The sequence below is a fragment of the Motiliproteus sp. genome (genome assembly GCF_965230735.1).
In the GTDB taxonomy this organism is placed as follows: Bacteria; Pseudomonadota; Gammaproteobacteria; order Pseudomonadales; family Balneatricaceae; genus Motiliproteus.
The window spans coordinates 3,758,785-3,784,232 of sequence record NZ_OZ246016.1 but is presented as its reverse complement, the minus strand read 5'-3'; the positions used below and the strand labels follow the sequence as shown (position 1 = coordinate 3,784,232).

Genomic DNA, 25,448 nt, shown 5'->3' with positions numbered 1-25,448 from the left:
TATATCGAGGCCGATCTGTCGCCCGCCTGTCATTCGTCAGGAGGTTACTATGTGCAGAGTCATCCTCACCCTGAGCCTTGCCCTGTTCCTGCAAACCGTCCACGCCGATAACCATGGTTCGATGGAAGCCAAGTCGCTCTATGACCGGCTCGGCGGGATTGCTCCGATATCCGTGGTCGTCAGTGACTTTATCGATGCGCTGGTGCCGGATACGGCGTTGAACGCCAATCCCAAAATCGATGCGGCCCGTATGGCCGTACCGCCGGAGTATCTGAAATACCATGTCACCGCGATGGTCTGCCAGGTCACCGGCGGGCCCTGCCAATACCATGGGCGTGACATGAAGTCTTCCCATGCCCATTTGGCCATCACCGAGAAGGAGTGGGATCGTATGGTGGAGATCTTTTTGCAGATCCTGAGTCGTTACGGAGTGCCGGAAAAAGAGACCCAGGAGCTGCTGGCGATCGTCGGTAGTACCAAGGGCGATATCGTGACGATGCGATAGGCGGTGGTGGCCGCATAGGTTTGAGGCTATGCGGCCATCCATACATCTCTACATAGACAGTTACGGCTTGTTGAAACTCACCTGCAGGTCGTTACCGACGATGCTGAAGGTCGGCTCAACCCCGTCGATCGAGCTTCCGGCAAACTGCTCAGCAGAGAAGCCGGACAGACCGCTGTTGGAGAGAATCGTATAGGCCTTGTTGTTGGCAAAATCCTCATCCTTGGGCTGACTGAAATAGAAATACACCGGCTTGGAATGCAAGCTCAGTTGGCCGGATACCGTTAGCCCGGCCGTTTCAGTTCCAAGCCGAATCGCGATGACTCCGCCGGTCAAATCCAGTCTGTCGAGGGTTAGCCCGGTGGCATGGTCACGCAGATCCAGCTCAGCATTGTCGTACAGCTGAACCTTAGCCGTGTCGCCGGATGCGCTGCCGTAGAACACAATCCGACCGCCATGGCCACCGTGACTGCCGCCATAGGCGATCAGGGTCGCATTGCCGGCGCTTGCCGTGTCCGAAAACAGGGTATAGCCGCCGGCGGCTTGCGGCAGATAGGCTCCCAGATTGTAAATGGTCGCGTTGCCTGCCGTGGGTACCTGATCCCCTCCGTTACCACTGCCGTAGACCGAAAACTCGGTGTAACCGGCGGCCCCCTGCTGGGTCTCCCCGGGGTGGTTCCAGATGCAGGCATTGCCGGCCGTCGGGTAATAATCGGTCGGCAGGTTGATCGAGAAGATCGTATGGCCGGCCGTCGACTTACTTTTAATCGTGCTGCCGTAGTTGATGATGCGGGCGTTGGCCGCGGTTGGAGAGCCGTATTTGGCACTGAACTCAACATGGCCGCCGCCGCCTTGCTCTCCCTCCCTGGTACCGTAGTTGTAGTAGGCGCCATTGCCTGCCGATGCGCCCTGGGTGTTCATATGTGGGGGGTTGTTATTGAAGCTGGTGACGCCGCCATAGGCGCCGGCCGCCTTCGCCGCGTAGTTGTGGAACTGGCCCTGGCCGCCATCGGCCGTAGCGTCAAAGGCGACGTCGCCGCCGTTGGCCTTGGGATGGGTGCCGCCCCAGTTGTTGTAGATACCGTAAGCAGCAGTGGAATTTCCGTAGAACTGGGTATTGCCGCCATCGCCGCCGGAAACGGTGCCGCCGACATTGATGAAGTTGGCATTGGCGGCCGTCGCGGTATCGTGAAACACCACATTGCCGAAGGTGTCACCGTCCAAACCCAGCGAACCGTAGATGGTAAAGCGGGCGTTAGCCGCCGAGGATGAGTTGCAGAAACTGACTTCACCGCCGACGGTGCTGTGCTTGGGCGGGGTCGCCGCGCCGGTCCAGACCTTGAATGAGGCGGAGCCGGCATTGGCCTGATCACAGAAGCAGATAACGCCGCCGCCGTAACCTTGCTCCGTTACCGGGCCGGCGCAATAAAACAGGTTATCGCTCCCCGCCGTCGCTTCGTTGGTGAACTTCAGCTGTGGGTTGCTGAAACCGTGGCTGGTGGCGGCAACCACGAAACTTTGGCGGTTGTAGGAGCTATTGCTGACCCCTTGACCGGAGATTGTTAACGCCGGTGTGTCGGAAGGACCGAACAGGAAGGTATAGGCGGAAGCGTTTTCGGAGAATTCGATGGTCTCGACCGTCGCGTCGCTGGTGTTGGAAAAGCCGATCGAGGTCTGGCTGGATGGGCCAAATTCGGCGTTGACCGGGGGAACCTTGGAGGGGGTCCAGTTCTCTGACAGATTCCATTCCCCGCTGGCGGGCTGGCTGTTCCATATTGATTTCGTCATTTCTGCTCCTGAGTGGCAAGTAGGTGCAGCCGGTTGGCTGTCAGGCGTTAGCCACGCCATGATTAAATCGTCAAATGGGGACGCCCGATGCCAACTGCACCTGGTTGCGTCCCATCTTCTTAGCCTGATAAAGGGCGATATCCGCTTCTCTGAGCAAGTGCTCGACACAGGCGCTCGCCGTCGGAATCAGGGTCGCGGCCCCGGCACTCACGGTAACGACGTCGCCAACGCTGGAGTGGGCATGTTCGATCGCCATCTCCTCGACCTCACGACGAATCTTTTCCGCCACCTGGATCACGCCGTCGAGGTCGGTATTGGGCAGAATCAGCATGAACTCCTCACCGCCGTAGCGCGCGACCATATCGGCGGGTCGCAGCAGCTGAGCGTTGATGAGTTGAGCTACCGCGACCAGGCTGTCGTCTCCCGCCTGGTGACCGTAGTTGTCGTTGTAGGCTTTGAAGTGATCCACATCCAGCATGATCACCGACAGCGGCTGCTTTTCACGCCTTAGCCGCGTCCACACGTCGGCCAGGTAGATGTCGCCGCGGCGTCGGTTGGCGACACCGGTCAAGCCGTCACGATCGGCAAGCCCCTGAAGCTCTTCATTGAGCTGCTCCAGTCGGGCGGTTCTCTCAACCACCTTCTGCTCCAGCGTTCGGGAGTAGTCCTGGACCTGTTCATAAAGGCGTGAATTTTCGATCGCGACCGATGCCTGGGCCGCCAGCAGGCGAATGACCTCTACCCGGTCTTCGGTGAAGACCCGGCTGGCCAGGTTGTTCTCCATATACAGGGCGCCCTCGAAGCGCTCTCGACGAATGGGCACGCAGAGCACGGAGACCGGCTTGAACAGGCTTACATAGGGATCCTGAATGAAGTCGCCCTCGGTGCCGGCGTCATGGAGCACGATCGCCTCATCACTGTGCAGAACCCGACTGATCAGGGTCATCGGCAGCGGAATTTTGCCGCCATCGACATGGTTGACCAGCGAATAGGCGGGAACCGCGAGTTCAGGTCGCCCCGCCTCCGGAAGTTTGGCGGCTTCCACCATCAGTTGTCCGGCATCGCGAACCACCAGGCAGCCCCACTGCCCACCGGCGTTTTCAAGCAGGATACCCATGGTGGTTTTGAGCAGCCGTTCCAGCACCATCTCACCGGAGATTTCCCGGGACGCCTTCATCACGGAGGACAGGTCGATATCCCGGGCTTGTCCGAGGTTGTCGGCACTGTGGGTTCCCACCACCAGTTCTCGTAGTACCGGGAATTCCTGTTGCAGCAGGTCGACCTTGCGGTGGGCACCCCAGCGGTCATAGAGTCGATGGGCACCTCGCAGGTAGCCTTCAGCGGAGCGGTTTCGACCGCGGGACAACAGGTGCCGCGCCGCTCGTTCGCAGGCGGTCGCTTCGTCGCGCAGAAAGCCGCTCTGCTGGGCCGCATCGATGGCGGAATCATAGGTTTCCATGGCCGTCGCGTGGTCGCCATCGAGGCGCTGTAACTCCGCCTCCATCAATAGCTGCAGGTGACGGAAGTTCGCTTCACAGTTGTTGGCCCAGCGCCGCATGCGGTCAAGATCACGCTCGAGGCGCTTGCGGGTGCGGGCCTGCTCTTCCGCAGCCATGTTCGGATACTGGGTCACCAGTGTCAGGAACGCGACGATATAAAAACGCACCAGTTGCGGCAGTGACATGGCGGACTTCATCAAGCCATCCTGAACCCGTACATGCTCGAGGGCGCGGTCGTAATCGCCGTAGAGCAGACAGATTTCAGCGCTGTAAATATGGTAGTTGGCGATGCCGGTCATGAACTGGCGCTGACGCATCCCCTCCAGGCACTGGGCTTCGTCGAAATCATCGTCGCTGAGGCTGAACGGGGAGTGGGTTAAGCCAAGCAGGTTGCGCTGTAACTGATAAAACAGCATGCCGGAATCGAGTGAGTCCTGATAGGCACACTCACGCACAATCTCCAGATTCTCGGCGTGCAATCGGTGGGCCGTTTCCAGATCCATCGTCGGGTCCCAGATCACACAATCCTGGGCACTGTAGGCCAGGTAGAGCAGGTCGCCCGACTGGTAGCCCGCTTCGATACCTTTGCGGAACCAGCTCGTCAGGCTCGACCAGTGATTGCTCCAATGGTGCACAAACATGGCGTGGACATAGATCATCCGGGCTCGCAGGGTGAGGTCATCGTGGTGTTCGCTGATGGCTAGACCAACGCTGGAGTATTGATAGCCCAGCGCGGGGTCGTCCAGTTCACCGCATAACAGCATCCCATAGGAGGCATAGGCAAAGGCCGACTCGGGGCAGTTGCCGTGGCGCAGCGACAGATTGACCGACTTCAGCACCAGATAGGGGAACAGGTTGCCGCTGCCGGAAAGGAAGGCTGCGGCAAAAATTTCCATTAGCAGACGCATCGCGCTCAGGGTGTCTGGGTCCTCCACCGGAGCCGCATTGACCAGATCGGATATCGTTCGGCCGGCCAGGTTTTCCAGCACCAGCTGACGTTCCCGGGCAATATCTTCCGCCGTCGGCTGCTCGGAAAACTCGACCCCCAGCAGTGCCAAGCCCTGAATCGCCGACAGGATCGAGTCCTCCATACGGCCCAGGGTGGCGTACTGGCGTGTCCGCGTGGCCAGAATATCGCTGCGCTGCTGATCGGAATCGGCGTGTTCCAGCATCAGCTCGGTCCAGCGTTCGGCCTCCTCGGTGCGTCCCGTCAGGTAGGCGCATTGCTGTGTCTCCGAGGCCAGCGTCTGCATCAATGCCGGGGCTTCCTGCCAGGGGCTGGCAGGCAGTAATTCAGCGGCGATCTTGAGATAGTTCAGCGCCGACTCATAGGCCGCCGAATGCTTGGCACGGACACCCGCACCCAGGTTCATTTCGGCCAGACGCAACCGCTCAGTCGCCGCGTCGATCAGACTGCGCCCCTCGTTGAGGTGACCGACGATGTCGATCAGACGATCTTCAGGTACGCAGTCGCCCGCATGTTGCAGCATCAAGCGCCCGACGGAGAGGTGGACCTGTTGCAGCTGCCGGGCGTCGATCAGCGCGTAGGCAGCCTGCTGAACGCGGTCATGTTGAAAGCGGTAACTGGGGTTGAACCCCAATGATTCGACTTTTTCATTCTCCAGGCTTTCGCTGACCAGGCGATAATCGCTATGCAACGGCACGACCGTGTGCTGTTTGAGGGCCGGTAGCAGCGCCGCCGCAGTATCCGAAAGGGATCGTTCGTAAATGACGGCGAGGGTGCGCAGATCGAAGGTGTTGCCGATGCAGGCGGCCAACTGCAGTACGTCCTGGGTCTGAGGCTCAAAGCGGCGTAGATTGCCCAGCATAAATTCGACCACATTGCTGCTCACACCCGACCAGCGGACCGCATCCAGATCCCAACTCCAGCTGCCACTGCCGAGATCCGGGGAGATCACGCCCTCTTTATGCAGCTGGCGCAATAACTCGGTGGTAAAGAAAGGGTTGCCCTGCGCCTTGTCAAAAATCATCTCGCTGAGCGGTCGAGCCTCTTCCAAGTCCCGGCTCACCGCATCGGCGACCAGATGGGCCACCGATTCCCGATCCAGCACCCCGATGGGCAGCTGGCGGATCTGGCTGTTGACCTGCAGGTCATCCAGCAGCAGACGCAGGGGATGGCCGACACTGACCTCGTTACTTCGATAGGCACCGATCAACAGCAGGTGGCTCAGTTCCCTTGACGTTACCAGCCGGCGCAGCAGCTCCAACGTGGGGACATCACTCCACTGCAGGTCATCGATAAACAGCACCACCGGGTGGCCTTCGCCGGCAAAGACCCGCAGGAACGCGATCAACAGGATATGAAGACGATTGCGCGCCTCCGCCGGTGGCAACTCCGGCACGGTGGGTTGATCGCCGATGATCAGCGCCAGCTCGGGGACTAAATCCACCACCAGGGCGGCATTGGGTGACAGTGCCTCCAGCAGCCGCCGGCGCCAGTCGGCCAGGCTCTCCTCCGGCTCCGCCAGAACCTGCTGGACCAGCCCCCGGAAGGCTTTGGCCAGGGGAGTGTACGCCTCGGCCTGTTGAAATTGGTCGAACTTGCCTTGGACTAGAAAGCCTTTCTCATGAACCAGAGGACGATCCATCTCGTTGACCAGTGCCGACTTGCCGACCCCGGAATGACCATGAACCAGGCAGAACTCCGAGCGCCCGGCGACCACGGCTTCGAACAATTGGTGCAGCTCGTTGAGTTCCGATTCACGACCGTAGAGGCCTTGGGGCACAAGAAACTTCTGGACCACATCCCGCTGACCCAGCGGGAAGGGTTCGAGCTCCTTACCAGCGGCCAGTCGATCGGCACAGTACTCAAGGTCGTGGATAAGGCCTTCAGCACTCTGATAACGGGCCTCGGGGCTTTTCTCCAGCAGCTTGAGGATGATCGCCGACACGGCCTCGGGCACGTCCGGGCAGAGCTGGTGCGGGGCCGGCGGCAGGCGGCTGATATGGCTATGGACCCACTCCAGCAGATTGTCCGCCTGGAACGGCAACCGTCCGGTCAGCAGCTCGAACAACAGAATTCCGAGTGAGTAATAATCCGATCGGTAGTCCAGATCCCGGTTCATCCGTCCGGTCTGCTCCGGCGAGATATAGGGCAGGGGGCCTTCCAGGCGCCGGGACATCTGGACCGCCTGGCGTTCCTGATCCAATTCGGAAGCGATGCCGAATCCGGCCAGCGCGATGGAGCTGTCGTCGGGATCATAAAGCACATGTTCGGGCATCAGGGCCTTATGCACGACGTCATGGGCATGGATGCCGCCCAAGGCGCGCACTATCAATAGCGCGACCTCTAAACATTCGAGCGGCGGCAGGGCACCGCTTGGGATGCCGGCAAGGCGGGATCTGAGGGATTGTTCGAACGGTTCACCGATCAGGGCCAGATTGCCGCTGCCATGGGGCAGCACGGCGTAGACCTTGCGGACCCCCACGATCTCGACCAGGCGTTGTGCGATGCCCCCTTCACGCCGAATCCGGGCCACCTGCTGTCGATCCGGGTATTCAGCATCCAGGGTCTCTACCGTGACGGGCCGGTTATCGGCACGGCGCCTTGCCCGATAAGCGACCCGCCCGTCGGCGCGCCACAGCAACGATTCGAGTTTGTAACCGGGAAGTCTTGGGCCCAAGTACGGCATCTCTGGTCTCAAAAAATATCGCCTTAGATGCCGAACATGCGCTCTAACGTGGCGCTGTAATCCTCCCGCGCGGTATCGCGCAGGGGCTCGCCATGTCCGCATAGGGCGTGATTGAACGTCAGTTCCTTCAGACGACTGAAATCATCGCCCTCGGGCGCGGCGGCCTGAACCCAAACCGGTCCCAGATTGGCCGGGGTAAAAAAGCCCATCTGCTGCATGACCTCTTTCGAGCTGTCGGAGAAATGCTCATCGGGGGCGAGCCAGTTCTGCAACGCGTCACAGGCAACAAGAATGCCGCCGGCTCGGTCAAGGCGGATGATCGCTTCGGGGATTTTGGTGGTGCGGAACGCGAACAGCGAGGCATCCGAGATCGGTAGCGGCTCTGCTTCATTCAGGTGACGGGTCACCTGCAGGCCCGCATCGTGCTCAACACCCGGCAGCGCCCAGTACTCGGCTCCGTAGCGATCCACATAAAAGGGATCATCACGGCCGTGCAGGGCGCCGAGGCGGATCACGTCGGTGACTCTTCCCAGTCGGTCCAGCTCAGCTAGGCCTTCTTCAGTCAGGCGCACACTGTTGATGATGATCAAGCGGTCATCATCCCGTACCACGGTCATGTTTCGACTGAATTCCCAATCCATTCCCTGGAGAACGGTTTCCATCGCGCCGCTGACGAAGAAGACATTGGGAAACACCTCTTCCAGAGAGCCATGCGGGAGTGCCGGGGGAAACTGATCCATTGTTTGATTCTCACTCTTGGTTATAGTCAAAGGCGCCAACGTAGCGGTATTCCTTGGCGTACTCGTTAAGGTAACTGTTCAGGTACTCAAGCTGGGCGCCATTGAGGCGACCCTGGCGAATATCCTCCATCGACTCGCTGCCGTCACTGCTGTCGAGCCGCTTGATGTGGAACAACGTCATATCACGACCACCGAAAAAACTCTTCAGGTACTCGTGCAACGGGCGAGCCTGTGACATATCAAAAACCGCTCCGTAGAGGGCCGTGTATAACGGTTGTTGGGTCAGCGAAGCGGCAGTAAAGGTGGGGTAGTCGCCTCGGGGAGGCGTAAAAGCGGGATAGTCATCGGGTCGGTACACCGGGTGCGCCGCCAGCCGGCTGACATACTGAGCGTCGAGGCCGATCCGGCGAGCACCGTCGACCAGGATGTTCAGATAGCGGCGGGTCGGCAACCGGCTGTCGTCGATAAACTCGGGCATGCCGATATAGGTAAAGGCGGAATAGCGCTGGCCGTCAACCTCGACGTCGACCTTGATACGCTCGTAACCATGACCACAGGCCTCGGTGGCATCAAGCGGCGCAAGCCCCTCATCCGGGCAGTCGAACAGCACACCGAGCACCCGGGCATCGGGGTCATCGCTAGGTTCGATGTTGCCGACCCCTCCCTCATGGCGGAAGAAGTGCTGAACGTTAAACCGCAGGCGCCAGCCATGCAGTACGGCACGGCGTGCCGTTAACGGCTCTACCCCCTTGGCGCGCAGCGAGATCATGCTCATATTGGAACCAAAGCCAAAATACCGAAACATGTCGTTTCCAACCACCGTCTAGCGGAAATCTGTAGAGCTCAGCAAGACTGCACTGAGTCGATACATAAACCATTAACCATACAGGGATATACCCTGAAATCAACACGCGGAGAAAACGGCCGTTTGAAAAAAAGAACCCGGCAGCCTGTCCGCCTTGGGCCGCTTGGAGGATCTGATACAATCGGTCCAATTCATTGAAATAAAAAGAAGAGTTCAGTTTGATGATGGAAGCGAAGAATCAGCAGGGAAGTGCGGTGGATTGGTGGTTTATCTATAAAACCCCCAAGCGGACCGGAACCCACGACAACCGGGGTTTTGACTTCTTCTACTACGATCCGGATGCTGCCGGGTTGACTCTCTCACCCGTCGGGTTGGATCAGGATAACCAGGCACTGGATCATACCCTCAAGGCGATTTTCCAGGCTCCTGAGAGCGCCGGTTTTCTGGTCTACAACGACGAACATACCGATGCACAAAGCAACAGTTCGGAGAAGGGTCACTGCAAGGGGATTCTGGCCTTTGATAAGCCCAGTGATACGGCGGTCTTCCTGCTGCATTCCACCCCAAGGTTTCCCGCCGATAACGAGTGTACGCTGCCGGCTGACGAAGAAATTTTTGGGCAGACCTTCATCTGTATCACGCTGCCCGACTACCAAACCGCCAACCGGATCGCCGAGCAGATGCTGTCGCAGCAAAATCCGCAACTGTTAACCGAAAGCTCCCGGCTTCCTGCTACGTTGGGAGAAGATGAGCCCCTGTCACGCCTATTCCATGGAATCGGTATCCAAGAGTCCAGACAACCCTCGAGCCTAGAATTCACCTCTAAAGGCGGCAAGGCGTTTCAGCTGATTGCCAAGAGCCGAAAATGGGGCGAGGATTTCTGGTTGGATCTGGTCGGCCCAACATTGGATGCCGATCTGGTGGTCGAGACCTGGCGCCGGGGAGCCGTGACCCCGATGCAGGATCATCGCTCGGCTGAATATGACGAAGACCTGCTGCGTCTGCGACTCCAGGCCGAATCCTCGCCAACCTACGAATGGCCCTATACCAAGGACCACGCCAAATGGGCCACGGCCCTGAAAAACCGCGATAATGCCCTGCCCTGGGTCTGCGTTGCCGACCTCAACCGGATGGTATCCCAAGAGAAGCGTGGCGGCGGCAGCCTGTGCTTTCAGGAGCCGAAACTGTGGCAGGCTTTACGCGACGCCGAGGAACAGATCCACACCCTGGCATCAACCTGAGCCGCCCCCTTCTCCCCGGGAGAAGAGGGCATCGGGGCTGTCGATCGATCCGACGACGGATTTAACTGTCGCCCTGCTTTTTCGGGAACGACTTATCATAGGGCACCGTTAAGGTCGGTGCGTCCTTTCTCGGCTCCGAAGCCTGCAGCACCGCTTCGAACGAGGGCGCGGCATCGATCCGATCGCCCAGGCCCCAGAGGGGCTTGGGCACGCCGAACCATTGCAGCAGCGTGGCCGCGAAGGAGGTGGAGTCGAACGGGGTCTCCCCTTCGGCCCTGAATACGGACTGCTCCTTGATCCAGGGTGAGACCACGATAGTCGGTACCCGCGGCCCCATCAGGTCGTAAGCAAAGCCGTTGTTGAGATCGTTGGGCCAGGGCTTTCTGGCGTAGGGCGGGGCAACATGGTCGTAAAGACCGTTGTTCTTGTCGAAAGTGATGATCAGCAGCGTCTCATCCCAGCCAGGACCGTTCCTGACCGCCTCATAGATCTCGTTGAGCGCCTGTTCAGCCGGAACCAGGTCGGCGCCCGGGTGATAGGAGGTGGCGCCGGAAGGGGCGATCCAAACCGGCTCCAGATAGCTGAAGGCCGGTAGCTTGCCCTTGGCGGCGTCTTGCTTGAACTGATCCAGTCCAGCCACGAATTTGCTCGGGTCGGCATCGACCGAGGGAATCTGGCCCTTCAGATACAACTGGTAGGTAAATACCTGTTGCTCCCAGGTGATGGCATTGTAGATCTTCCAATCGGTGATGCCCTGACTCCAGAGGACCTTCCAGACGGATTGCCGATGGGGGAACTTGGGCCAGTATTCGTAGGCGTTGCCTCCCTCCCAGGTGCCGAGTTTGTTGAAGGCGGAGCCGGTCACCGAAAACGCCCGGTTGACGTCGGTGCCACCGGGGATGGAGCAGAACCAGCGATCGGAGACGGCGAAATTGCGCGCCAGACCGTTCAGCACCGGCAACTGCTCGGGGCTGAAGGACTCCATCACTTGCGGATTGGCGTTGTTGAGGATGAACCCACCCATATCCGGAGTGGCACGCCCCCAGTAGCCGGGAGACTCGGCGAACATCTGCTGTAGGTTGTCGGTGGTGTCGTGGAAGGGGTCCTGATCGACCGCGATCAGATCCCAGTCGTTGCTGAGCTTACCCCCTTTGAACTGACTGACATGGACTGGTTTATCACCGTCTAGATTGAAATGATCCAGGCTCGCGCCATCGAACGGCTCTTGCGAGCCGATGTAATGACAGCCCGAATCGCCATTCTCGTAAAGCCAGCCACAGACATTGTCGAACGAACGGCTTTCGAGCATGTAGTAGACCACGTGCTTGATCTTCGAACGCATGAAATCGATGCTGCCCGGCGTATCCGCCCATTCGTCCTGAACCGGGATCTGCGCCTGGAATCCGGTTAGCATCGTGTCCGGCCCCATTGCTGACGGGAGTTTGCCCTGACGTACCGGGCCGATCAGCACCTCGGCATCATGGGGATCGAACTTCCATAACCGGTAGTCACCTTGCTTTGAATCCCACTCCAGCAGGTGATCACCGATCGCGGTCAGTTCACGGGTTAGATCGATCTTGTCCCAGCGGCCCTGCTGCACGGCGGGTAACGCCAGCGGAGGGTGCATCTGCGGGTCGAAGCTCCAGAGTCGAAACTCCTGGCCGTCCGGTAACCGGTCCAGCACATAGTTACCGATGGGAATCAGCGTATGTCCCTGCTTGATCAGCGGAAAGCCGCCCTGGCCGGAGTAAGGGTAGGGCAGCGGGTCGGCATGGCCCGGGGCGGTAGGCTTGGGATCAAAATTCCACAATTCGAAGGTTCCACGCCCTTTGGCCGGGATCATATTCAGCACAAAACTGGCCATCGGGGTGAGGTCGAGATGCTGATCCTCATTCGGATTAGTGCTGTAGTGATCGCGGTAATGGCCCCAGAATTTGCTCTTCTTCCAGAAACCGCTCTGGATTACCGGGCCATTCAACGGGTCTTGGCTGTTCGGATGAAACTCAGAAAGGGCAAAACGATAACCCGGCTCATTGTCCTGATGATCAAGGGGGCTCCACTGCAGCAGGTAGCCACCGATCTGTGCGATCCGGTAGGAAGAATCAAAGTGGATATCCGCGCCTAATGGAACCGGGCTGAGCAGTTCGTCTGCGTTCAGATCGAACCGATAAAGACAATAGCAAGAGCTGGTTTTACTACGTGAAATCAAATAATCATTTTTGGATGCCGTTGGTGATTTCATCATATTGGATAATCTCGTTTTATTAATATTCTTATTGAATCGGTTAAACCTTTTCGATACATCCCAGTGATTATTTGCTTTCTACAATAGAATCCGCCTCTTGAATATTCTTCAAACCATGCATGATATCGGGGATGGTTTTCATTATCTGGAAAATGCTGAAGATGAAAATACCGTGATGGGATCCTATGGTGTGGTCCTTAAAAGATAGGCTGACTTCATAGCCCGAAGTAATCAGCAATATCAGTCCGCTGATAAGATTGAGGTAAGGGTTTTCTATTATTTTATTGAGCATATGATCACCAGGCCTGTAATCGAATTAATTGTTTTTTTGCAGGTGTCAGATACCAGCAATCGCCGTCTTCAAGGACAAAGAAAGCGGTATGGCAGGCGGGATCTGACTTCTGTTGTGCGTGCGGGAGACTAAGCTGACGCCATCGGCGGCACCGATGTGGTTAAGGCGAAACGGGGTATCGTCCTGCATCCGAGCGTCTCCATCTACCGTTTGCGAATGAAGCCTAAGGGAAACTGGGGTTCTCAATCCGTAAGCAACACTCCGTCCAACGCATCCTAGCGGAACGGGTTGGGTGTTTCGAGTGGGTTGGTGGCTTTTAAGTGACAGTGATGATCCTTGTCATAATAAGGAATGGATGTGACCGAATGTTTAGTGGGGTGGCTGTTGTTTTGCTTTCGACAGAACGAGATACCTGTTTTTCTTGATGGCAAGAAGAACGCCCTAAAGGCTTTCTTTCAATAAGTTATCGGCTCGACTGACCTCGTTGCTTATCCAAACTTATGTTGAAAACTGCGTTTGCAGTGCGCGTTCGAACAATTGTTTGCGTTGTTCCGGATAAATACTGCTACAGGAGGGGCCGAGATCGATCCAGCGCGAGGATAGATTCACAGCTTGTTAGCTCAAGAATGGATGAAGGGACATAGGATTCCAAGAGTTTGTGAATTTTCACGCTGAATCTCATCAAACTGAACAGGATGCCAATTGACGTTCTATATTATTAGAGAGTGTCTGCGCGGGCGCAGTTTGCAACTGTAACTGCAGTTTGTAGGGTACCTAGTTGGCCATCTTTAGGCCTTGTAGCGTCACCGTCGTCATAGAGATAAAGGAGTTACTCTCGTGGGTGAAATGGAGTCTGCCCCCACCATCATGGTAGTTGTCGCCGAGGTTGGTGATACGGATGTCCTGCGCCATATCCTGGATTCTGAATATCAGGATGTGGTTTTCGAGACCAACCCTGACGAAGCCGCTTCCGCCTTTGTTCAGCTAACTCCTGCAGTGCTGATGATGGCGTTTTCAGAGATCAGTGCTGCTGAGCGCTTCTACTTGGGTCTGTTTCGTAGTCAGGACAATGCTGCAGCGATAATTCCTCACCAAACTGTGGTCCTTTGCAGTTCGAAAGAAACAGACCTTGCCTATGAGCTTTGTCGTAAAAGGGTTTTTGATCATTATGTGGCATTTCGTCCACTGCTCGACCCCAACCAGATAAAGTTATCGATCGATCAAGCACTGGAACGCAACCGGCTTCATTCGGAAGCTGGAGCTGCCGGCCCCATTTTCCAATCTGCTCGGAACGAACTCAGCACTATGGAGAACTTGGTGTCCAGCGCGGTGGATGCTGCAAGGAACTTGGAGCGAGAAAGTGAGCGGTCGGCTGATCAACTGTCAAAGCAGATGGATACGGAATTAGAAGCGCTGCATCAATTAATCGTTCAGCGACAATTTGACGGTGCTATCCAGCTGGTGGATGAATCGAGTGTCGGCCAACATTTAGATGCTTTCAAAGGGCGTCTGCATGAACTGAAACGACAATCTCTCACCGAAGGCACGCTGAGCGACTGGCTCAATCAATTCGAACAGGAGGCTCGGGCTCAGCTCGACAAAATAAATCATCAAGTGCAACCGAAACGGCAGCGGTTGATCTTGGTAGTTGAAGACGATGAGTTCGTTCGCCGTGTCTACCAGCACGTCCTGAGTAAGGCAGGCTTTAAAATAGTATTTGCCGAAGATGGCTACACAGCGCTGCGGCATCTTAACCAACAGCTACCCGACCTGATTCTGATGGACATTATGCTACCGGATATCGACGGCATAGAGGCTACCCGTCGAATCAAACAGGAAAAGCGATTCAAGGAAATACCCATTGTGATCGCCAGTGGACGGGCAGAGCGTAAGATGGTTAAGGATGGAATTGCCGCTGGCGCCTGTGATTTTGTCGTTAAGCCAATCAACGAGAAAGTGTTGTTGGGAAAACTGAATCACACTCTTAGTCTTTAACTCAGCACACCTCGCGCCGGTGCTACTGAAGATAGTGAGTACAGTGACATATAGTCATTTAGTGATTGAGCACCAGCAGTGGTTTATATCTGCTATTTGAGTGCAGATAATAATAGCTCATTAGTCCAACATACCTTGGTCGTCCCTGCAGGAGGGTTATTCGGTGCTATCCTAATCAAGGAGCAACACCGTGAGCCATTTAATTGGTTAGTTTTGAATAAGGGTCTCTTGAAGAAAAGGGACTTAGACTGATGAGTACACAGGTATCGGTCATTTGCACTTAGTCAGCCCGTTATCCAAGTCGATTCCCGTACTCTTAGGGAGAGCCTACGATAAAAGAGCTAGCTGATGAGGGGTTTGTGGCGGAAGTCGGTGCTACAAGGAGGTAGTAATGAAAGTGCTGGTGATTGATGACGATCCATTCGTCCTCAAGCTATTTTCCCGGCAATTGTCGATGCTTGGCTTTAGAAAGATCGACCTGTTCCAACGCGCCAGCGAAGCATTGTCGCAGTTAGTCGGTGATGCCCACGTCGATACCCTTGTATTCTGCGACCTGCAGATGCCAGAGATGGACGGTATCGAGTTTGTCCGCCACCTCGCACATCACGGCTATCGCGGTAGCTTGGTGCTGGTCAGCGGCGAAGACAATCGCATTCTGCAAAGTGCACAAAGACTAGCCGACACCTACCAACTCAATATTCTTGGCTGCTTGCAAAAACCCGTTAAGCCACACACGTTGCGTAGCATACTGAATGCGAAGCTACCTCCTATGCTTGGCGGTTCTCGTGATGATTTAAAGATCTACTCTCATAAAGAGCTGAAACGTGCCCTCACTCAAAACGAGCTCGTTAATTTCTACCAACCCAAGATTGAAGTCACAACCGGTCGCATGACAGGCGTCGAAACCCTGGTGCGCTGGCAGCACCCCACCGACGGCCTGGTTTTTCCCAATCAATTTATCTCGGTAGCTGAGCAGCATGGTCTGATCAATGATCTTACTGAATGTGTACTCAGCAACGCTCTGCACCAGATCCGGCAATGGAAGGACGCAGGGCTGAGTTTTCATGTGGCCGTGAATATTTCCATGGACAATGTGACTTCATTGGATTTTCCAGATCGTCTCGAAGCAGTTGCCAAAGCGTTTGAGGCTCCCCTATCGAGCCTGATCCTTGAAGTTACGGAGAGTAGGCTGATGCAGGATCGCCAAGCCTCACTGGACATCTTCACCCGTTTACGGCTGAAAAACACCGGTCTTTCTATCGACGATTTTGGGACCGGTCACTCATCTCTGGTGCAGTTACGCGATATGCCCTTCGACGAGCTGAAGATTGACCGGGGCTTTGTCCATGGTGCATACCGTGAAGGTTCTGAAAAGGCGATTTTTGAAGCGAGCCTGGGTATGGCCAAAAAGTTGGGGATCCGTTCTGTCGCTGAGGGTGTGGAAGATGCCAATGATTGGGCGTTTCTGCGGACAACAGAGTGTGATTTGGCACAGGGCTTTTATATCGGTAAACCGATGCTGGCATCTGAACTGGAAAACTGGATAGGTACGTGGAAAGAGCGGAGCAAAAGTTTATTAGGACTTGCTCACTGATCTAAGTCGAAGCGATGGATCTCATACCTGTTGTGACTTCAAATTACCGAATCTACAGAATGATTCGTTCAATAATCAATTAGGGGTATCAAATGATAAGCGACGGTATTCAAGCCGAAGAAGGCATCGCGGTAAACATAATCTGGGACAAGATTCTGTTTGTCGCAGCTCAAGGAACGCTGGACTCGAGACGAACCCAGCTGATGATGGATCGAGTTCTGAGCAAGATACTCGATAACGGTGCTAGAGCAGTCATTTTGGATATTCTTGGAGTTTCGGTAATTGATACTGCCGTAGCCAATCACCTGATAAAGATGGGGCAGGCCACCCGCTTAATGGGGTGTGAAATGGTGATTTCAGGAATTTCACCGGAAATCGCCCAAACTATGGTTCATTTAGGCGTTGATCTAGGCAATACCACGACGTCATCTACCATCAAAGATGCCCTGCAGGTGGCATTGACAAAGACAGGTCACGAAATTAAGCCGATTGAGCGAGTCCGAAGCGAATGAAGTCAACTTTTCGGTTTCGGGGCTTAACTCTGATCAGCGGGAGGATTAGGTGTCTCTAACCCCTTCCTTGACAGCTATGACGTTGATGGAAAGCTCGCTGGTGGTTTCGGTCTCGGGAGATTGGGATGAGGACTATTTGCAGGCCCTGCAACAGGCGCTGATTTTGCGGCTCAAACAAAGCGATGCCAAAGGGTTAATTCTGGATCTTGGTACTGTTTCGAGTATCGATTCACTCTTTGTCCGTACACTGGTGGATACAAGCAGAATGGCATCGCTACTGGGAATTAGATCCCGTATCTCAGGCATCAACCCAGGGGTGGCGGCTTCGATCATTGCCTTGGATCTAGATTGCAGAGGCTTGGTTTTTGAGCGGAGTATCGATGATGCACGAACGGCACTATCCAAATCATCTGCTCATCTGTCGTCCTCCTCTAATGGGCGCTGAGGTTTACGAAACCCAGGTTCAGGAAGAAGCAGAGATCGACCTGACGGTATTTCACGATAACGATGTTGCGGCAAGCTCGGCTGCAGCCTTCGGTCGATCCTCAGGTCTGACCCAGGTTCAGATTCAGATGATGGCAACGGCCATCTATGAGCTTGGCAACAATATTCTGATTCATGCCGGCGGAGGGACGATGACTATTCAGACTGTTGAGCAGGCTGGCTGCAAGGGAGTACGAATCACTGCCAGTGACCGGGGGCCGGGAATCGCCGATATTCAGCGGGCTCTTGTGGACGGTTACACGACCCGGCCTAGGTTCAGCAGCCTGGGGCTTGGGCTTGGCGGGGTATCACGACTGATGGATGAAATGACCATCGACTCCACCCCAGGCAAAGGCACCTGTATCGTCGCCACGAAATGGGGACTTGGAACTCATGAACCTCGATAGTTTTGCGCTTTGCCGGCCCTTTCCTGGAGAGGCGCAATCTGGCGACTTGGCGGTCATTGAGCAGCATGGTGAACAGCTCTTTCTGGGGTTAATCGATGTTGCCGGGCATGGTCCCAAGGCCCATGCTTTGGCTGTTGAATGCGGGGAGTATCTGCGATCCCACTTGTTGGATGAAGACCTGACCGGATTGCTGCAAGGGTTGCATCGGCATATTCGTTACTCTCGTGGAGCTGTCGCCGGGCTGGCATTGCTGGATGCTAGCAGTGGTGAGTTGAATTTTGCCGGTGTCGGTAACATCTACGCGTGTACTCTCGGGCGTGCGGGACGAACTCTGATCTCCCGATCAGGATTATTGGGCCAGATAATGCCGAGCGTTCGCCAAGAGCACACGAGGTTGAGATTGGGGGAGCTGCTGGTGCTGTGCAGCGATGGGGTGCATTCCAGAGATCTCGAAACCTTGTTTACCAATACGAAGGGGGGTGACGCCAAAAACATCGCCACCGAACTAGTCGAGCGCTTTGGCAAGGATACCGATGATGCCAGCTGTATCGTCGTTCGCCGCGGAGCTGCAGCATGAATCTTATTGAAAACGCCGATTACGTACTGGGCGACCTTGATCTAGGCAACCGGGAGATGATACGCCATAGCTGTAATCGGGCTGAGGATATGGCCCGCTGTCTGGGTCTTGGTGATATCGATATCAGCCGTGTGGTATCGACGCTATCGGAACTTTCTCGTGCCCAGATTTACGGCAGTAACCCAAACATCCAGTTCAGCATAACCTCGACAACTACCGGCCATGATCTAACGCTCAAATACAGTGCGAGATCCGACAGCCTTCCCGTAGACCGGGAGCAATTGGAGAGGGTTTTCCCTCTCCTTGAGATCAGTAACGAGGGTCAGATAATCCACGCGCGAATGTCGATGCCGCTTTCTTTGAGTAGCTCTTTCGTTTCCGACGCGCTCCTGGAGCAGGCCAGAGACATTCTGGCCTACCGGAGCGAGGAGGAACTGATGCAGGAACTGATGCAGGCTCGCGATGCCGAGGCCGCAGCCAACAAAGCTAAATCGGCTTTTTTGGCCGCTATGAGCCACGAGATCCGCACACCTATGAACGGAATTGTTGGGATGGCGGAAGTTCTTTCTACTACCCAGCTTGATAATCTCCAGGCCGACTCGGTTGCCACAATCCGCGACTCCGCCTTTTCCCTGTTACGGATCATCGACGATATTCTAGACTTTTCCAAAATTGAGGCTGGCCATCTGGATCTTGAGCATACCGACGTTTCGGTTTGGGACGTCGTAGAGGGGATCTGCATCTCACTCCGTCCGGTTGCCCAGGGTAAAGAGGTGGATTTGAGTCTTTTTGTCGATCCGCAAGTACCCGAGCAGGTATTGTCCGATTCTACGCGGTTGAGGCAGATTCTTTATAACCTGGTCGGAAACGCAATTAAGTTCAGCAGTGATAAGGATCGGCAGGGAAAAGTCGTAGTACGAGTCGATATCGCTAACACCGATCCGCTGCATCTGGATTTCAGCATCGCCGATAACGGCATCGGCATGACGCCGGAGACTCTCAGCACTCTGTTCAACTCCTTCCAACAGGGAGAAAGCTCAACCACTCGACGATTCGGCGGTACCGGGCTTGGGTTGGCAATCAGCAAGCGCCTGATCGACCTGATGCACGGTGAAATTTCAGTGGCCAGCACTCTGGGCGAAGGGACTGTCTTCACCGTTACTTTGCCTTTTGAAGTTTCTGAAGAGGCAACGGCCAAGGCACCGGTGGTATTGAACAATCTGGACTGTATTCTCATCTCCAGCTCCTCCGCTAGATCCGGTGATATCCGAGTCTATCTAGAGCACGCCGGTGCTGATGTCTTTCAAGTGTCTGATCAGGACGAGGCCTTCGCACTGTGCGAACGGGTAGCGTCCCCCCACCCGGTTATCATTCATGACCTGGAGGCTCGAACCCCCTCTTCGCACGTGCAGGATCGTGCCGAGGCCAATCTGGATTGTATCGGGTATTTGCTACTGCTAACCCAGGGGGTGCGTGCCCGGCCCCATCAGGATCAGTCCGGTATGGTCACGCTGGACTGCTCGGTGCTCTGCCGCTCTGCTCTGCTGCGGGCCGTTGCAGTGGCGGCGGGTAGAGCCTCCCCGGATATTTTTATGGATCTGGACGAGCAGATGGATGACGGTGTACGGGCTGCACCACCCTCCATCGCCAATGCCAGAGCAGAAGGCCGCTTGATCCTTATCGCCGAGGACGACTTCGTAAATCGAAAGGTCATTCTTCAGCAGTTGAGTCTGCTTGGTTATGCCGCCGAAGTGGCCGAAGACGGTGAACAAGCGCTGCAGCTTTGGCGTGAGGGGGATTATGCACTACTGCTGACTGACCTTCATATGCCCAAACTTGACGGTTACCAACTGGCCAAAGCGATCCGCAGTGACGAACCCTCCACAACGCATCTGCCGATCCTGGCTCTCACAGCTAATGCACTGCGCGGGGAGTCGGTCCGCGCTCGCGAGGTCGGCATCGACGATTACCTCACTAAACCGATCCAACTCAATCAGCTGGAGCAAGCTCTTGGCAACTGGCTACCTGCTGCTAACGGTTCTCCGGCATCCTCTGCAAACGAATTAGAGCTTAACAAAGACAATGCTAACTCCATCTGGGATGTTGCCTTCTTGATGGAGTTGGTCGGCGATGATCCGGAAACGATCAACGAGTTGCTTACCGATTACCTGGCTATGCTCCACACCGAGAACTTTCAGATCGAAGCACTTTACCAGCAGCAGGATTCCCGCAAGCTGGGAAGCATTGCTCACAAGCTCAAATCTGCCTCTCGTTCGGTAGGTGCTATGCCTCTGGGAGACCTCTGCGCGGAACTCGAGAACGCCTGTACCCGTAATCAACAGGAGGAAATCACCCATAACTTTTTGATGCTACCGATGTGCATTGAGAGTACCGAGTCTCGTATAAAGAAGTACCTTCAGGTAGGGAAGCGGCAGTAATGTTGGGCTTTGCCTGAGGGTTACAAAGCTGGGTTAAAGAAGTGAGCCGCGATATGTCAAGCACAAGGGCTTTCGATGAGTCATGCCGATTACACCGTTATAGGTCGATCAGAGGCCCGGGAATCGTTCCAGTTTACGAGATAAATAGGCGATAGCGTGGGATTAAAACGATACTCTCAGTACGTTCCTTGGGTGGCCTTAAGCTTTCGTGAACGCTTCGCCTTGTTTGTCGCTCTGATTGCTCTGATTGCTCTGGCTGCGATGGCTATCTCAACGTTTGAGCGCCGCTACTCCAGTATGGTTGAGAATACCCTTTCAACGCTTCTTCAAAGCAGCGCGGAAGCGTTGGACATCTGGGTTGAAGGTGAAAAGCAGGTGGCCGTGAATCTGGCCGGTCACCCAGATCTGGTGGATTACGTCCAGGCGCTGTTGCAACGGCCCGTTCAGGCGTCGATTCTAAAGTCTGCTCCGGAGCTGTTAGCGTTACGAGCACTGATTGCCGAGCAATTGCCAGATCAGAAATACCGTGGCTTTTTCGTCATTGACCCGAGCAACTCCAATATTGCCTCTTCTCGCAATACCAATCTTGCTGTCCGTAACCTGTTAACCGAGCAACCCAGATTGCTCGGTACGCTGTGGGCCGGGAAGAGCTCGGTCAGCCACGTACAGTTTTCTGATGTTCCACTTTCGACAGGTAATGAGACGGACTCCCCAATCAAAGACCTGTCACTGTTTTCGGGGGCGCCGATCCGTAATGCCGAGGGTCGGATTATTGCCCTGCTAACCCTGCGGATTGATCCCAAAGAAACGCTGTTTTCATTGCTGGACCGACGGCGCCTGGGCAAAACCGGGGAAACCTATATTTTTGACCGTCAGGGACTAATGCTCAATGAAAGCCGGTTTGATGAGCAACTTCGGGCTGTCGGTTTGCTGGCACCGAATGAGTCCAGTGCTCACCGCGTTATCCTGAAGGATCCGGAAGTCGACCTGACTCAGCCGGACGCTGTTCTGCCGGCCTCAACCGATCGCCCATTGATCTTTACGGCCCGAAACGCAATAACCGGAAACGCCGGCTCGAATCTGGAAGGTTATCCCGATTACCGGGGCGTACCGGTAGTCGCTGCCTGGACATGGAACCACCAGCTGGATATCGGGATGATCAGCCAGCAAAACCTTGCCGAGGCTTTTGAATTAAGGCGTCTGAGTCGAATTTTGGTACTGGTTGCAGCTGGTGTTGCGTCACTGGGTCTACTGATTCTGGTGTACATTTTTTCGTCAGGTCGTCGGGACCTGCAAGCCGCCGAGCAGCGTCTAGAAGCGATTTTTGAATCCACCGTCGACGGTATTGTTGTTATCGACGAAGACGGGATTATCGAACGGGTCAACAGTGCCGTTGAATCAACCTTCGGCTACCTTCGCTCTGAACTGATCGGCAAAAATGTCAATGTGTTGATGCCCGAGCCTTACCATCGTGAGCACGATCAGTATCTGCGTAACTATAAACAGACCGGAGACGCCAAAATTCTCGGTATCGGTCGCGAGGTGGAGGGACGTCGTGCCGACGGAAGCTGCTTCCCGCTCGAGTTGAGTGTTGCGAACCTCCGTTTGGATCACGGCGCCTATTACACCGGAGTTATCCGCGATATCACTGAGCGTAAGGAGACCCAATCACAGCTGCAGCGCGAACGTAATTTCAATCGAAATGTACTCGACTCTCTCGCCGATCAGATCACGGTGCTGGACTACACCGGCAACATCATCTTCTCTAACCGCGCCTGGCGTGAATCCTCATTGGGTATTGAACTCGGAGGAGAAGGGGAGTATCTGGGGAAAAACTATATCGATTACCTGCAGCGTAGAGGAATAGGCAAGGCGATACCGGACCAATCGGCTTGTGAACAACTAGTGAAATTAGTCCAGGGAGAACTAGATCACTTCGAAATCGAGTACAGGTATCACTCTCAGGATGCAAGTCGCTGGCTCCGTATGTGCTGTACATCGATCACTAACCTCAATAGACGTCTAGTGCTGATCACCTACACGGATATTACTGACCGGGTGAATTCGGAGCTGCAGGCGGTGAGTAAAAAAGAGGCGGTGGAAGCGGTTAATCAGGTACTCAAGCTCACAAATAGAGCGCTGGAGCAAACCGGTTTCGCTCAGTATTGGATTGACGCCCAGAGTGCTCGATTACTACGAGTCAGTGATGAGGCCTGCCGTTTTCTGGGATATAGCCGCGAAGATCTCTTGACCATGTCCGTCATGGATATCGACCCCAACTACGACAAGGCTCGATTTCTACAGCGATCGGAGCAGATCAGAGAGCGTGGTTGGGCCCGATTCGAAACCACTCTGCGGACACAAGATGGTCGAGATCTCGACGTAGAGATAACCATCATGTACCACGCTCAAAAAGGTAATGGGGTCAAGCAGCCAAATATGCTGGTTGCCTTCGGCCAGGATATTACCCAGCGTAAGTCTGAGCAGGTTGAATTGATTTACGCGAGAGAGCAGGCCGAGCAGGCCAATCGGGCTAAATCCGCTTTTCTTGCCACCATGAGCCATGAGATCCGTACTCCGTTAAACGGCGTCGTGGGTATGATCGATGTGCTGGCCAACACCAGTATTAACGACAATCAACGGGAGATGATTCGCTCGATTCAAGAGTCATCGTTCATTCTTACCCACGTAATCGACGATATTCTGGATTTCTCCAAAATTGAGGCTGGTGGTCTGCAATTAGAGAGTGCGCCGATATATCTGGATGAGGTCGTTGACAGCGTGGGTGAATCGCTGCGTTCGTTGGCGACCAGCAATGAGGTCGATCTACTGATCTTTTGCGATAGGCAGATACCTAAGCTGCTAGGTGATGCCGTGCGTCTGCAGCAGCTGCTGTACAACTTCGTGGGTAATGCCATCAAGTTCACCCGCGAAGTGCAGGAGCGGTTGCGCCAGGTGGAAATCTTAGCCCAGATGGAAAGCTACGATCCAGATCACGTCAATATCCGTTTATGCGTGCACGATAATGGCGTCGGAATGACACCTGAAGTTAAATCCCGGCTGTTTCAAGCTTTTTCTCAAGGCGAAGACTCCACCACCCGACGATTCGGAGGTACTGGGCTTGGATTGGTAATCTGTCAACGTCTGGTGGAGTTGATGGACGGAGTCATTGAGCTGCAGAGCAGCCCGGACCAGGGCTCGCAATTCATCATCCATCTGACCCTCGAGCGGGATAAAGACCATCCGGATCCTCCAGAGCCTTCTGAGCTGGCAGGGGTCCGAGCGCTCCTGGTTACCGATCAGGAGCGCGCCGGCTGGCTATTAAGTGAATGCCTGCGTCAAGCCGGCGCTGACGTCGAAACAGCGGCGTCTGCCAAGGCGCTTGAACAGGCCCGTAATTGGTTCACCGACAGCTCGCAACAGGTGGTGTTGATCGACAGCCGTAGTGATCCTAACGCTGCCAAGGGGTTGCGCGATCAACTGCGTCAAGCCGGTGATATCGGTCCATTGCGCTTCGTCATGCTCCAGCGCGGTAATCGCCGTCATCCTCGCTCTGACGGAGACGATGGCACGACGCTGGACCTGAACATGGCCCGCCGCAGCCAGTTACTCAATGCCGTAGCTGCCAGTCTGGGTTGGGAGTCCACTAAGCCCGTCGATTCACTCATTACGGCGGATACAGCCTTAACGTTGATGAGTGTCGACGAGGCACAGCAAGCAGGCCAGCTGATTCTGGTTGCTGAGGATCACTCCATCAACCAGAAAGTTATTTATCAGCAGTTGGGGATGTTGGGTTATGTGGCCGATTTCGCAGATGATGGTGTTGAGGCGCTTAGGATGTGGCGTAGCGGTAAATATGCTCTGGTGCTGACTGATTGTCATATGCCAAACATGGATGGCTACACGTTGGCTCAGACAATCCGCGAGCAGGAGTCCGACGGCCAGCGGATTCCTATCATTGCGATCACTGCTGATGCCTTGAAGGGGGTGGATACGTCTTGCTTGGAGGCGGGCATGGATGACTACCTGACCAAACCAATGAAGCTAAGTAGTCTCCAATCCACACTGGCCAAGTGGATGCCCAGCCCACTCCTCAAACAGAGCTTGGATGCTCAGGAGCAGAGCACCAATAGCGATCAATGTCCGGTAGAGCCTTCGCAGCTTGTCGAAGTATTGGGTAGTGACGAGCCGGAGCTGTTGCTTGAGTTTTACGAGGACTTCCTAAAATCCGGGGGGGCGTTGGTGGAGATCATCAGCGTAGCTCAGGCTAGGAGTGATCTGGAAGAGGTGGCTGCACAAGCCCATAAACTCAAGTCGTCGGCTCGTATGGTCGGTGCCAACGGTTTGGCGGATATCAGCTTTACCTTGGAGCAGGCTGGAAAACAAGGTCTCGAATTGCCTGCGCAGGATATTGAACGGCTCCAGCAGCAGTTCGAACGGGTTAGCGACTGGATAGACACCTATCGTCAGGAAATCTAATGCGCCTCGCTCGAACGACAGGCCCTGTCAGCGAACTATATAACTGGAGTCCGTCGAATCTCTGTCCCAACTGCGGCCGACTGTACTATCAGTTTTTGCGGTTCGGGCGGTCCGACATTTCGAAGTGGATCGCCGTTTTGCCGAGCGTCAGTGCACCCCACCGCACCGCTTCATGACCATCTATGTCCAAACGAGGGC

At 55.3% G+C, this 25,448-nt stretch carries 15 protein-coding genes; 10 read left to right on the top strand and 5 right to left on the bottom strand.

Translation table 11 applies throughout. The features are described from left to right. The first annotated feature begins 49 nt into the window (after nucleotides 1-49). The gene (locus tag ACO05M_RS17555; RefSeq protein WP_421865913.1) at nucleotides 50-505 is read left to right on the top strand and encodes a group I truncated hemoglobin; all 456 of its coding nucleotides are present in this window, start codon (nucleotides 50-52) and stop codon (nucleotides 503-505) included. Nucleotides 506-565: 60 nt separating this feature from the next. Here ACO05M_RS17555 and ACO05M_RS17550 read toward each other — a convergent pair whose 3' ends face one another. The 4 genes from ACO05M_RS17550 to ACO05M_RS17535 all read right to left on the bottom strand — a co-directional run bounded on the left by ACO05M_RS17550 (nucleotide 566) and on the right by ACO05M_RS17535 (nucleotide 8,987). Further along, the gene (locus ACO05M_RS17550; protein ID WP_421865909.1) at nucleotides 566-2,290 is read right to left on the bottom strand and encodes a hypothetical protein; all 1,725 of its coding nucleotides are present in this window, start codon (nucleotides 2,288-2,290) and stop codon (nucleotides 566-568) included. Nucleotides 2,291-2,360: 70 nt separating this feature from the next. Next, on the bottom strand, nucleotides 2,361-7,442 hold the full coding sequence (locus tag ACO05M_RS17545; RefSeq protein ID WP_421865907.1) for a diguanylate cyclase: 5,082 nt from the start codon (nucleotides 7,440-7,442) through the stop codon (nucleotides 2,361-2,363). A 23-nt stretch (nucleotides 7,443-7,465) separates the two neighbouring features. Continuing rightward, a complete protein-coding gene (locus tag ACO05M_RS17540; RefSeq protein ID WP_421865904.1) occupies nucleotides 7,466-8,182 on the bottom strand; it encodes a hypothetical protein in 717 nt (238 codons plus the stop codon). A 10-nt stretch (nucleotides 8,183-8,192) separates the two neighbouring features. Beyond that, complete coding sequence (locus ACO05M_RS17535; protein ID WP_421865901.1) at nucleotides 8,193-8,987, bottom strand: gamma-glutamylcyclotransferase family protein; 795 nt, start codon at nucleotides 8,985-8,987, stop codon at nucleotides 8,193-8,195. Nucleotides 8,988-9,208: 221 nt separating this feature from the next. On the opposite strand from ACO05M_RS17535, the gene ACO05M_RS17530 reads away from it, so the two are divergent. Next, nucleotides 9,209-10,228 (top strand): deoxyribonuclease II family protein, encoded by a 1,020-nt coding sequence (locus ACO05M_RS17530; protein WP_421865898.1) that lies wholly within the window; start codon nucleotides 9,209-9,211, stop codon nucleotides 10,226-10,228. A 61-nt stretch (nucleotides 10,229-10,289) separates the two neighbouring features. Here ACO05M_RS17530 and ACO05M_RS17525 read toward each other — a convergent pair whose 3' ends face one another. Then, nucleotides 10,290-12,473: an alkaline phosphatase family protein gene (locus ACO05M_RS17525; protein WP_421865895.1), complete on the bottom strand. Its 2,184-nt coding sequence runs from the start codon at nucleotides 12,471-12,473 to the stop codon at nucleotides 10,290-10,292. Between the two features lie 1,138 nt (nucleotides 12,474-13,611). On the opposite strand from ACO05M_RS17525, the gene ACO05M_RS17520 reads away from it, so the two are divergent. The 8 genes from ACO05M_RS17520 (at nucleotide 13,612) to ACO05M_RS17485 (ending at nucleotide 25,250) form a co-directional block, all read left to right on the top strand. Then, nucleotides 13,612-14,760 carry a response regulator gene (locus tag ACO05M_RS17520; protein WP_421870790.1) on the top strand — a complete coding sequence of 383 codons (1,149 nt, stop codon included), beginning with the start codon at nucleotides 13,612-13,614 and terminating at the stop codon, nucleotides 14,758-14,760. 391 nt (nucleotides 14,761-15,151) lie between these two features. Then, nucleotides 15,152-16,354 carry an EAL domain-containing response regulator gene (locus ACO05M_RS17515; RefSeq protein ID WP_421865892.1) on the top strand — a complete coding sequence of 401 codons (1,203 nt, stop codon included), beginning with the start codon at nucleotides 15,152-15,154 and terminating at the stop codon, nucleotides 16,352-16,354. A 92-nt stretch (nucleotides 16,355-16,446) separates the two neighbouring features. Beyond that, complete coding sequence (locus ACO05M_RS17510; RefSeq protein ID WP_421865890.1) at nucleotides 16,447-16,866, top strand: STAS domain-containing protein; 420 nt, start codon at nucleotides 16,447-16,449, stop codon at nucleotides 16,864-16,866. A gap of 49 nt (nucleotides 16,867-16,915) precedes the next feature. Continuing rightward, a complete protein-coding gene (locus ACO05M_RS17505; protein ID WP_421865886.1) occupies nucleotides 16,916-17,311 on the top strand; it encodes an STAS domain-containing protein in 396 nt (131 codons plus the stop codon). Next, nucleotides 17,247-17,756 carry an anti-sigma regulatory factor gene (locus ACO05M_RS17500; protein ID WP_421865883.1) on the top strand — a complete coding sequence of 170 codons (510 nt, stop codon included), beginning with the start codon at nucleotides 17,247-17,249 and terminating at the stop codon, nucleotides 17,754-17,756. Before ACO05M_RS17505 ends, ACO05M_RS17500 begins: the two co-directional genes overlap by 65 nt. Continuing rightward, nucleotides 17,743-18,333: a SpoIIE family protein phosphatase gene (locus ACO05M_RS17495; protein ID WP_421865881.1), complete on the top strand. Its 591-nt coding sequence runs from the start codon at nucleotides 17,743-17,745 to the stop codon at nucleotides 18,331-18,333. The genes ACO05M_RS17500 and ACO05M_RS17495 overlap by 14 nt, the downstream gene beginning before the upstream one ends. Further along, nucleotides 18,330-20,771, top strand: coding sequence for an ATP-binding protein (locus ACO05M_RS17490; protein ID WP_421865879.1), 2,442 nt, complete (start codon nucleotides 18,330-18,332; stop codon nucleotides 20,769-20,771). The genes ACO05M_RS17495 and ACO05M_RS17490 overlap by 4 nt, the downstream gene beginning before the upstream one ends. A gap of 192 nt (nucleotides 20,772-20,963) precedes the next feature. Beyond that, nucleotides 20,964-25,250 (top strand): PAS domain S-box protein, encoded by a 4,287-nt coding sequence (locus ACO05M_RS17485; protein ID WP_421865877.1) that lies wholly within the window; start codon nucleotides 20,964-20,966, stop codon nucleotides 25,248-25,250. Nucleotides 25,251-25,448: the final 198 nt, after the last annotated feature.